General features: G+C 68.3%; 7 protein-coding genes. 1 reads left to right on the forward strand and 6 read right to left on the reverse strand.

Annotation, left to right across the window (positions count from 1 at the left end):
* Window positions 1–3: 3 nt before the first annotated feature.
* The 6 genes from NFW05_RS09745 to NFW05_RS09770 form a co-directional block, all read right to left on the reverse strand.
* Window positions 4–2,451: a tetratricopeptide repeat protein gene (locus NFW05_RS09745; RefSeq protein WP_295305692.1), complete on the reverse strand. Its 2,448-nt coding sequence runs from the start codon at window positions 2,449–2,451 to the stop codon at window positions 4–6.
* A 31-nt stretch (window positions 2,452–2,482) separates the two neighbouring features.
* Window positions 2,483–3,106 carry a YSC84-related protein gene (locus NFW05_RS09750; RefSeq protein WP_295305695.1) on the reverse strand — a complete coding sequence of 208 codons (624 nt, stop codon included), beginning with the start codon at window positions 3,104–3,106 and terminating at the stop codon, window positions 2,483–2,485.
* 515 nt (window positions 3,107–3,621) lie between these two features.
* A complete protein-coding gene (locus tag NFW05_RS09755; protein WP_295305697.1) occupies window positions 3,622–4,740 on the reverse strand; it encodes an META domain-containing protein in 1,119 nt (372 codons plus the stop codon).
* A gap of 135 nt (window positions 4,741–4,875) precedes the next feature.
* Window positions 4,876–5,310 carry a GlsB/YeaQ/YmgE family stress response membrane protein gene (locus tag NFW05_RS18550; protein ID WP_311104721.1) on the reverse strand — a complete coding sequence of 145 codons (435 nt, stop codon included), beginning with the start codon at window positions 5,308–5,310 and terminating at the stop codon, window positions 4,876–4,878.
* A 90-nt stretch (window positions 5,311–5,400) separates the two neighbouring features.
* Complete coding sequence (locus tag NFW05_RS09765) at window positions 5,401–6,405, reverse strand: hypothetical protein (protein ID WP_295305700.1); 1,005 nt, start codon at window positions 6,403–6,405, stop codon at window positions 5,401–5,403.
* A 264-nt stretch (window positions 6,406–6,669) separates the two neighbouring features.
* A complete protein-coding gene (locus NFW05_RS09770; RefSeq protein WP_295305703.1) occupies window positions 6,670–8,352 on the reverse strand; it encodes a mechanosensitive ion channel domain-containing protein in 1,683 nt (560 codons plus the stop codon).
* Window positions 8,353–8,716: 364 nt separating this feature from the next.
* Between NFW05_RS09770 and secA the strand changes: the two genes are divergently transcribed.
* Complete coding sequence (gene secA / locus NFW05_RS09775) at window positions 8,717–11,446, forward strand: preprotein translocase subunit SecA (RefSeq protein ID WP_295305707.1); 2,730 nt, start codon at window positions 8,717–8,719, stop codon at window positions 11,444–11,446.
* Window positions 11,447–11,529 lie beyond the last annotated feature (83 nt).

Genomic DNA, 11,529 nt, shown 5'->3' on the forward strand with positions numbered 1-11,529 from the left:
CGATCAGCGAAGCGGCGCGGCCCGGATCGCCTCGAGAATCCTCGCCAGATCGGGGTCGTCGGGCGCGAGCGTGGCCAGGTGACGCAGGTGCGCCGCGGCCTGCTCGCGCTGGCCGCGTGCGTAGCGCAGCTGGGCCAGCGCGAGCAGCAGCTCACGGTCGTCGGGATGGCTCGTCAGCGCCCTGTCGAGAATGTCGATCGCCCGGCCGGCCTGCCCCGACTCGGCCAGCGCGACCGCCTGGACGTACGCGTAGTGCGGGTTGCCAGGGGCCAGACGCACGGCTTCGGCGAAGGCCTCGAGCGCCTCGCGCGAGCGCTTCTGGCGAACCAGTGAAAGACCCAGCGCGAAGCGCACCTCCGCCGATTGCGGATCGCGGGCGATCGCCGCGCGCAGCGTCGCTTCGGCCCGCTGCTCCTGGCCGAGCGTCCCGTAGACGTCGGCGAGGTTGACCGCCGCGATCACGAATGCCGGATCGAGTTCCAGCGCACTGCCATACGCGGCGATGGCCTCGTCGTACTGGCCGCGGGCGGCATGCAGGTTGCCGAGATTCGTGCGTCCTTCGGGCCGGTCGGCGTTGAACTTCTCGGCCTCGACGTACTCGGCGAGAGCCTGCCCGAACTTCGCCCGATCGCCCGCCGCCAGCCGCGACTCGGCCGGACCGGCGAGCGCCCGCGCGGCATTCATGCGCACCTCGCGAACCGGATCGCCGAGCAGCGGCGGCAGCCAGCGCAGGCGCGTCTCCTCGTCGCCGGCGCCGAGCGCCTCCGCAGCCGCCGCCCGGACCAGCGGATCGGCATCGGCCAGCGCCCTACCGATCGCCGGCAGCGTCGCCGGTCCGAGGTCGGAGCCCAGCCGCCGTAGCGCACTCGCCCGGGCGATCGCCGACTGCTGCGCGTCGTCGACGATTCCGGCGAGCCGGCGCGCCGCACCCGGCGCACCGCGATCGGCATCGACGAAAACATCGGCGAAGGTCTGGAACCCCGGCTTCGGCTGCGGATACCAGCTGCGCAGGGCATCGGCGGCCCACTCGGGCTTCCGGTCGTCGTGGCAGCGCGTGCACGCGTTCGGCACGCCGAGGCGAACGCTTCGGTCGGGGCGCGGGATCGAGAAGCTGTGGTCGTGGCGCGGATCGACGACCATGTAGGTGGTCGTCGGCATGTGGCAGGCCGGGCATTCGGCACCCGGCGACCCTTCGCGATGGTGGTGGTGCGCCGCCACCGCGAATTTGTCCGGCGCGTGGCACTGGCCGCAGACTGCGCTGCCCGGGGCACGCAGCTTCTGGCTGTGCGGATCGTGACAATCGGAACAGGTGACCCCGGCCGCGTGCATCCGGCTCGCGAGCAGCGAGGCGTAGTTGTACACCTCGTCGCGCATCTGGCCGTCAGCGTAGTAGAGGCCCGGCTCGATCAACGACGCGCGGAAGCCGTCGGCAAAGCGATCGCCGGCGTGCCATCGGTCGCTGAACTGGCCGCGCCGCGCGTGACAGCGCGCGCAGGTCTCGATCTCGCGCGACGACTCGCGCGACTTCGAGCGCACCGCGTTACCGGTGCGCGGATCGATCGACCAGCTCACGCCGAGCCGCTCGTCGAGGGCGATGGTCAGGCCCCGGTCGGCGAAGCGCTGCCAGTCCCCCTCCTTCCTCGCCCAGGCGACGTGGTTCGAGCCCGGTCCGTGGCAGGCCTCGCAGCCGACCTTGATGTCGGTCCAGGTGGTCGCGTAGCGGTTCGTCGATGGGTCGTAGTTCTTGCGCAGATTGGTCGAGTGACAGTCGGCGCATTGGTAGTTCCAGACCTGATCGATTCCCGTCCAGTGCAGCGGATCGCCTGGCCTCAGCTTGCGCTCGCCGTAGAGATGGAACCAGCGTTGTCCGCCCTCACCCTTCGGACGCGAATCCCAGGCGATCCCCAGCGCCTGCAGGCGACCGTCGGGGAACGGCACGAGATACTGCTGCAGCGGAGTGAAGCCGAAGGTGTAGCGGATCTCGAAGTCGGCGAGCCGGCCGTCGGGACCGTCGGTGCGCACGAAGTATCGGCCGTCTCGCCGGAAGAAGGTCGAGGTGACTCCGCGGTGGGTGAACTGCGCATTGGCGAAATTGCCGAGCACCGTGCTCTCGGAGGCTTCGGCCATCGCCCGGTCGTGGTGCGAGCCGCTCGCCGCCGCGTGCTGTTCCGGATGACACGATGCGCACACCGCGCCCCCGACGTAGCTTGCGGTGGGCAACCCGGTGACCGGCGCAGCCACGGCAGTGTGCTCTGGCGAGCCGCGCCCGCGCTGTTCGCCAGGCAGCAGCCAGCCGATCGCGACGAGACCGGCGAGAGCGATGACCGCGGCGACGATCAGCGCGCGCCGGCCAGAGGCGAGTCGTGCCGGCGCCGCGACCGCCCCTGGCTCGGGGCGCTCGGCCACCGCCGCCGGGGCGTCCTGCCGGTGGGCACCGCGCTTCCGGGTCACGACGGCACCCAGCCGGTACCGTGCGCCGGCATCAGTTCAGATCGGCGTCCTTGAAGAACCGGGTTCCCGAGACGGTCAGCGAAGCCGAAAGACCCGTTTCGGTCAGCTGGTAGAGGTAGACGCCCGGGGCCACCGACGCCGCCCCGCTGAACATCGCTCCCTGCCCACCGGCCATCGCCGCGAGACTCGTCTGGGCGCCGAACTCCCAGCCCTGATCGATGAACCTGCGCAGCGCCTGCTCCTCGGTGAACACGAAGATCAGCCGGTTCTTGTTCACGCCGAAACCGAGCCCGCCCTGCACCTGAACCATCCTCATGAACGTCTGCCGGCCGGACTGCTGGTTGACGGCGACGCCCCTGCCGGTCGTCCCGCCCGCGAAGAAGAGCTTGATGCCGAAGGTGCTGAACACGGCGTAGCCGGCCGCTCGCTCGACTGCCCAGCGGGCACCCGGCACGACCTCGTAGAGCGTGGCCAGGGCGTCCTGCGACATCTCCCGCACCTGCTGACGGGCCTGGATGATCCTCCCCTCGTCGGGCGTTCCGGGAGGCAGCGCGTTCTCGACATCCTTGAGCGGATCCCAGGACAACTCGGCAGGTGCGGCCGGCAACGCAGCCAGTCCCAGCGCTGCCGCGAGAACGATCGAAGGGGCTTTCATGGATTCTCCTTTTTGGTGGTCATGGTCACGATGCAACGTCGCTTCGCCCGGAAAAAGACTCCCGGCCGCGCGCGGTTCGTCGGCTGCAGCCGCCCGGCAAGCCGCGTCGCCTCGCTGCGCCGGATCCGAACCCATTGGCGATCCCGATGCCGCAACCGGAGGAGCCTACTCGTCCTGCCCGAGGTTCGCAAGCCCGCCGCAGCAGCTGGCCAGATGCTGCGCGCCGGCCGCCCCACCGCGACGCCCCGCCTCAGCGCGGTCGAGCGTGTCGATCCGGCGCAGCAGGCCGGCGTCCGCACCGGGGGCCCGCTGCCATCGGCCGGGAGTTTCTGCCCCATCGCCCGCAACGGGATGTGGCTTCCGTCAGCAGACGCGCTGCTGCCAGCGGCGCCGCCAGCAGCAAGACGACGCCTTGCAGGACGCGCGCGAGCACGAAAGGAAGCGCGACGCAGGCCGCTACGCCCGACAGCACCAGCTTCGGCCACAAGGCGTGTCCTCCCGACAGTGACGGCCTTTCAGCCTCCGTAGACCAGCGGCCCGGGGATGTCGAAATGCTCCTCGCCATCGAAGCTCACCCGCCAGCCGCTTTCGTTGCGGCTGAAGGTCATTGCCTGCGCCGTATCGGCCGCCTTCGGCTCGCCCCTGACGAACAGGATGCGCCGTCTGGAGTCTGCGTCCCAGCGCAGATCGACGGTCGCCGTGCCGTCGAATCCGCGGCGCACGACAGAGGCTTCGCACTCGCGCACCGGCGAGTGCAGTGGCTCGCATCGCGTCGTCGCGCGGGCGTGGTAGCGGGTGCCCGGCAAGACGGCATCGACCCGGGCCGACACCGGCTGCAACGGCGTCCCGGTGATGCCGACCGACAACGTGTAATCGCTTGCCTCGTGGCGACGGACGGCAGCCGGCACGAGAAAGACGCGGATGGTGTAGATGCCGTCGTCCGGCAGCAGGCCGTCGAAGCGGTTGCCGGCGAACTCGCCGATCGCCATCGCCACGCCGGTCGAGCCCGGCGGCAGCAGGTTGAAGGTGTTGGCGCCGTGGCCGCCCTCGAGCTTCACCACCAGGCGCTGACCGGCACCAGCCCGCACCTGGTAGTCGACATACTGGCGACCGGCGATGCGGTCGCGGAGGATCGTCTCGCTGCTGCCTTTGGCGAAGTGCACCGGCCTGACGATGCGATCCTGGTCCTGCGCCGTTCCGGCCGTGTGCCGCGGTGCCCACTCGTAGATGCCGCCATCGGCCATCAGCGAGAGGTAGAGCCTGCCTTCCTCGAGCAGATAGCCGCGCACATGGGCCATGTCGCGCGCCACCCGCTCGTCGACATGCGGCGGCGGACACAGGGCACGTGTCGCGGCGATGGGGCCGAAGCTGATCGATCCGCTCGTGCCGTCGCTCGCCGGCATCACCGTGTAGTCCCCCGTGCCGCGGTTGCAATCGAGGCGAAAGGCGACGCGGCCGTCTCGCCCGAAGCTCAGGGTAAAGCGGCCGGGGTCCGGCACCTGGGTGACGCCCTGCGCGTCATCCATCGACCGAATGGCGACCAACTGCCACGAGGTGCCGGCGAGCGGATCGCCGTCGGCCTGCGCGATGCCGGCGGTCAACACGGCCGCGAGTGCCATGAGGAGTCTCTTCATGGTGCTTCCCTCACAAACTCAGGTGGTGGCGCCGGCCTCTCACAGCCGGGTCAGGAACTGCTCGGCCGACAGGCGCGGCTTTTCGGCAGCGTGGCGTCCCGGGTCGCAGGCGCGCCCGCGCAGGAATTCGTTCGATCAGGCCTTCTTGACCAGCCGAAGGACAAGAAGGATCAACATCGCGCCAAGGACGGAGCCGATCCAGCCGACGGACCCGCTGATGCCGAGCCCTCTGGCGATGAAACTGCCGACAAAGGCGCCCGCGATGCCGAGAAGCGTCGTGAGAATCAGGCCACCCCCATCTTTGCCGGGCATGAGGAACTTGGCAATGACGCCGACGATGAAGCCGACGATGATCGTGACGATGAGATCCATATTCGTTACCTTGACGATTGGCGACAACCGGTCGGAGACCGATTGCCCGCGGATGAGTTCGAGTCCTGCCCGAGAGCTTGTGTTTGAGGCGCTCGGCGGCGCTGCCGAGCGAATGGCTCGGTGGTCGACCTGGGCTCTTGCTCGCCCGCCGCCATGGCCAGAACAGGCGGCAATGGCAGCGGCAGAACGGTTTTTCATCGCTACCCTGCCGGGTTGCTGGCGAGTACGCGAGGACCGCGCGAGCCGCGCCGCCGCTGCGCAAGGCATCTGCTCCGGGCGCAGCGGCCGTCAGCCCCCAAAGACGACAGCCTCGGGAATCTCGTAACGCTCCTGGCCGGCCCGGATCATGAACAGGTCGGCCTCCTTGGTCGCCTTGAAGCTCATGTCGCCGTCGGCCTGGCTGAGGTCGGCGGAAACCGCCCTGCCCTTCTCGAAGAAGATGAAGCGGGTCCTGCCGCTCGGCAGCGTAACCTTCACGGAGGCGCTGCCACCCGACTCGCGCGCCACCTGGAACCTGCACTGCCCCATCGGCTGGCCCCTGCTTTCGGCACACGGGATGTTGCCGCTGGCGTCGAACTGCCCCTGGCCGGCGCGCTCGGCATGCGAAGCCTTGCCCGCTGGTGCCGCACCGTGAGCGCCGCCGGTGATGCCAACCGTCAGCGTGTAGCTGACCGCCTCATTGCGGCGTGCTGCGCTGCGCATCAGGTAGGTGCGCACCCTGTATTCGCCGTCGGCCGGCAGCGTGCCGGTCCACTCGTTGCCCGAGGTCGAGCCGATGAAGATCGCCTCGCCGGTCGAGCCCGGCGGCAGCACGTTGAAATAGGCGGCGTCGTTGCTGGGCCTGAAGGTCACGGTCATGGTCTGCCCGGCCCTGGCGCGCAGGGTGTAGTCGACCGTCTGTTCGCCCTTGAGTAAGCCCTTGATCGTGGCGGAGCTCGTGCCCTTCGGGAACTGCACCGGCTTCGTCTGGATCTCCGCCCAGGAGGGCGCAGCGAGGGGAAGCAGCGCAAGCGCAGCAGCGATGAGCAGTGTCTTCATGGTTTCTCCGGCAAGCTTGAAGTTGGGGTTGGGGTCGGGTTTTTCTTGCGGGAAATGGTAGACCGGCTCAGAGGCTGTGAATACATTTGTTGCGCGGCCGATCTGCGGCGTTGCCCGCTCGCCCACGACTCGCCTATCTACTTGATATGTCTCGCCGTTCGCTCGCCCGCCCGGGGCATCCCGGCCTGCTCGCGGCGATTTCTTCACAACCTCTCGGGTGTCTTTGCCTTCGCACAGGCTCTCGAAGCGCTTCATTCGCCCTTCCATGGTCGTCGCCTGCCCGCCCTGGGGGGGTCGGTCCACCAGGTCGTGAACGGCTTGCCGTTCCCCTGCTGGCCAGCCGCATTGTAACCGTCCGGGCAGGCCATCGTGCAGTAGTTGGGGTCGCGCTCGTCGTGCAGTCCGTCGCAGCAGGCGCCCGCGAATTCGGCCGGTTTGCCGGGTGCCGGCCCGGCCCCGCTCCGCCAGAGAGCGATCGGCCGCGTCCTCCCCGGACGACCCCGGCGCCCCGTGGACCGGTCACCCCCCGGCCTCGCGCGGCGCTTCCGGCGCGACCGCCGGGGCCGCGAACCAGTCCTTCCGCGCGACCACCTTGGGCTGCCGCGGATCGCCCTCGTAGGCGGGCGTCATGATCTGCACCCCGTGTTCGTTGAACACGTCGAGGATGTTCCGGTGCAGTTCGCTGTAGTGATGGATCATTTCGTGTGCGTCCGCGCAGTAGACGTTGAGTTCGTACTGGACCGCGAAATCGCCGAGTTCGTGCTCATGCACGAACGGAGGTGGATCCTTCAGCAGCCCGGGAGTGCGCTCGGCTGCGATCAACAGCATCGCCTCGACCTGCCGCCACGGCGTCTCGTAACCGATGCCGACCTGGGTGTGCAGGATCAGGCCCTTCGAGCGGGCCAGCGCACTGTAATTGACGACCGGGGCATTGAGGATCTGCGAGTTCGGGATGGTGATCTCCTCGTTCTTCAGCGAGCGCAGGTGGGTCACCTGCAGGCGCAGTTCGGTAACGTCGCCGACTGCCTCGCCGATGCCCACCCGATCTCCGACCTTGAACGCACGCCGGTAGGTCATCATGTAGCCGGCGATGATATTGGCGATCGCCGACGAAGAGCCGATCGACAGCAGCACTCCGAGGAACAGCGAGATGCCCTTGAAAGCGTCGGACTGCGATCCCGGGATATAGGGATAGGCGACGACCAGAGCGAAGGCGACGATCCCGAAGCGCAGCAGCCGGTAAGTCGGAACCGCCCAGTCGCGATCGAACTTCGGCAGCGTCACTGCGCCACGCCCGACGGCATCGAAGAACAGCCGGACCATCCTGAGCAGGAAACGAAAGACGAGGAACAGCACGGTGAGGAAGATCAGGTCGGGAATCCGGGTGGTGACCGCGCGCGCGATCGTCGCCAGAGGATCGAGCGCCAGGTCGAGCAGTCGCCGGGAAAGTGGCAGCGTCCACGGGAACTGGGCGAGAACGAAGTCAGCGTAGACCAGCCCGGCGACCAGGGCCGCGAGAATCTTCAGCCCGCGCAGCGCGGCGCGCAGGGCCGCACCGATTCGCTCGGCGCGGACGAATTCGAAGGACTGCACGGCCAGCGAGCGAATCCGCGTGTGGACCCTCTGCTCGACAATCCGGTCGATCCGCCGCGCGCCCCAGAGGAGCACGGCGAAGCCGATGACCACGAGAACCGTCGCCACCGCCGCGTAGGCAACGCCGGCGCGCAGCGCCTGCGGCGTGCGCGCCTGGCGGAATTCGACGATCGCCCGGCGGATTCGATCGACGTGCAGCCTGGCCAGTTCACCCCGATCCATCTGCTCGAGGCGAGCGTCGGCGTCGGTGACGATCATCAGCAGGCGGTCGCCGGCGAAGATGCTGGTCTGCTCGCCGCCACCGACGCTGCGCACGGCGTCGGGCGCGACGGTCGGGTCGGCGGCGGCGTCTTCGATGCGCCTGGCGATGTTCCGCGCCCGCGTACCGGCGGCCAGAGACGAGGCACCGCGGACCCGGAGGAGGACGACGCCGTCGATCTCGACCGGAGCGGTGTCGATGTCCAGGTCGGCTGCCGGCGTCCCCGTCGCCAGGATGCTCGCCTCGCTGGCCGGCGCGAGCGGCGTGAGAATGGCCAGCGCGAGCGCCAGGACCAGGCCGGCGAATCTGCCGGCAGCGCCGGGGAAAACGGGACAGGAATGCTGGTTCATAGGCCTGGCGGATACTCGGTCGACCCGCGGCGCGCCAGCCTCGATGAAGGAGAGCCCCGGCGCACGCGGACGAGCTGGATCGCATAGGGGAAGCGCGAAGCGGAATGATAGCGCAGCACGCTGTGCGCTACGCCGGCGGCGATCCAGCGAACACGCGCCGCCAGCTGAAAGGCACGCCGGAATTGCGTCGGGCGAGTCTTGAAGGTAGTATCCCAGCCGCGCGAAGGTGCAATTCCCGTCACTCTGCGGGTTCGGCAGCCCACCCGGAAGCTCGCAGCCGCCCTGACCGGTGGACGATGAGCCGCTTCTCTGCGGTGCGGGTCCGGATCCTCATCAACCTCGCAAGTCCTCCAGCCCTCCCAGAATGATTTCCGGCCTACTCAAGAAGATATTCGGCAGCCGCAACGACCGGCTGATCAAACACTACTCGCAGGTCGTGCGCAGGATCAACGCGCTCGAACCGTCGATCAGCGCGCTCTCGGACACCGAGCTGCGCGGCAAGACCGACGAGTTCAAGGCCCGGGTAGCCAACGGCGAGGCGCTCGACTCGCTGCTGCCCGAGGCTTTCGCGGTCGTCCGCGAAGCCGGCAAGCGCACGCTGGGCATGCGCCACTTCGACGTCCAGCTGATCGGCGGAATGGTCCTGCACGACGGCAGGATCGCCGAGATGCGCACCGGCGAGGGCAAGACGCTGGTCGCGACGCTGCCCTGCTATCTCAACGCGCTGGCCGGAAATGGTGTCCATGTGGTCACCGTCAACGACTACCTGGCCAGTCGCGATGCCGAGTGGATGGGACGCCTGCACCGCTTCCTCGGGCTCAGCGTCGGGGTCAACCTGTCGCAAATGCCGCACGAGGATAAACAGGCCGCGTACGCCTCGGACGTCACCTACGGAACGAACAACGAGTTCGGCTTCGACTACCTGCGCGACAACATGGTCTATTCCGCGGGCGACCGGGTGCAGCGCAGGCTCAGCTTCGCGATCGTGGACGAAGTGGACTCGATCCTCATCGACGAGGCCCGCACGCCGCTGATCATCTCGGGGCAGGCCGAGGATCACACCGACCTCTACGTGCGCATGGACAAGGTTGCTCCGCTGCTCACGCGCTGTCAGGAAGAGAACGGGCCGGGCGACTACTGGGTCGACGAAAAGGGCCACCAGATCCTGATGACCGAGGAAGGCCACGAGCGCGCCGAGGAACTGCTCGTCCGCGCCGGCCTGCTCGGCGAGGACAGCAGCCTCTACGAGGCGAGCAACATCCTGCTGATCCATCACCTCTATGCGGCGCTGCGCGCGCACAACCTGTTCCACAGGGACCAGCAGTACGTCGTCCAGCGTGGCGAAGTGGTCATCGTCGATGAATTCACCGGCCGGCTGATGGCTGGCCGGCGCTGGTCCGACGGCCTGCACCAGGCCGTCGAAGCCAAGGAAGGCGTGAAGATCCAGAACGAGAACCAGACCCTCGCGTCGATCACCTTCCAGAACTACTTCCGGATGTACGGCAAGCTCGCCGGGATGACCGGCACCGCCGACACCGAGGCTTACGAGTTCCAGCAGATCTACGGTCTCGAGACGGTGGTCATCCCGACGAACATGCCGATGCGCCGCAGCGACCTCAACGACCAGGTCTTCCGCACGGCCAGGGAGAAGCACGAGGCGATCATCGCCGACATCCGTGGCTGCCGCGAACGCGGCCAGCCGGTGCTCGTCGGTACGACTTCGATCGAGAACTCGGAAATCCTCTCGGCGCTGCTCGACCACGAGAAACTGCCACACCAGGTGCTCAACGCCAAACAGCATGCACGCGAAGCCGAAATCGTCCGCGAGGCCGGCAGGCCCGGGGTGATCACCATCGCCACGAACATGGCCGGCCGGGGCACCGACATCGTCCTCGGCGGCAGCATCGACAAGCAGATCGGGCTGGTCCGCGACGACGAGACGCTGGCTCCTGCCGAGCGTGAAGCGCGCATCGCCGGGATCCGCGAGCAGTGGCAGACGCTCCACGAACAGGTCGTCGCCGCCGGCGGGCTGCACATCATCGGCTCCGAGCGACACGAGTCGCGGCGCATCGACAACCAGTTGCGCGGCCGCTCGGGCCGCCAGGGTGACCCCGGCTCGTCGCGCTTCTACCTGTCACTCGACGACTCGCTGCTGCGCATCTTCGCCGGGGATCGTCTGAAGGCGATCATGGAGCGGCTCAAGATGCCCGACGGCGAGCCGATCGAGCACCCGCTCGTCTCGCGCTCGCTCGAGTCGGCGCAACGCAAGGTCGAGGCACGCAACTTCGACATCCGCAAGCAACTGCTCGAATACGACGACGTGGCCAACGACCAGCGCAAGGTGATCTACGCGCAGCGCAACGAACTGCTCGAGAGCGAAGACATCAGCGAGACGATCAGCGCGATGCGCGACGGCGTCCTGCACGAAATCTTCCGTAGCCATGTTCCAGCCGACAGCGTCGAGGAACAATGGGACCTCGCCGGCGCGGAGAACACGCTGGCCAGCGAGTTCCAGCTGCACGTGCCGCTCCAGGAATGGTCGAAGAACGAACCCAACCTGTCGAGCGACGGGATGGTGCGGCGGATCGTCGACACCGCTGCCGCGGCCTACGCGGAAAAGGTCGAGCTGGTCGGCGGCGGCGTGTTCCACCAGTTCGAACGCAACGTCATGCTGCAGAGTCTCGACACGCACTGGCGCGAGCATCTGGCGGCGCTCGACCACCTGCGCCAGGGGATCCACCTGCGCGGCTACGCGCAGAAGAACCCGAAGCAGGAATACAAGCGCGAGGCCTTCGAACTCTTCCAGCGGATGCTCGACAGCGTGCGCAGCGAGGTGACCCGCCTGCTGGTGACCGTTCAGGTGCGCGCCCAGGACGTCGAGGAGACGGCCCCGCACGCCGAGGTGCAGAACGTCCGCTACCACCACGCCGACTACGAGGAGGCGCTGGCCGAGAGCAGCGCCGGCCCGGCGCCGGCCGCAGCGGGCGTCGCCCCGCAGGCGCCAGCGCACGCCGGGCGCAAGGTCGGGCGAAACGAGCCCTGCCCCTGCGGGTCCGGCAAGAAATACAAGTACTGCCATGGCCGCCTCAGCTAGCCAGTGCGACGACCGCGCGCCGCAGCCTGCTCAGCCCACTCTGGCGGCAACGCCGGCCAGCGCCCCAGGCGGGCCGGGCTCGC

The sequence above is a fragment of the Accumulibacter sp. genome (assembly GCF_023806625.1).
Taxonomy (GTDB): domain Bacteria; phylum Pseudomonadota; class Gammaproteobacteria; order Burkholderiales; family Rhodocyclaceae; genus Accumulibacter.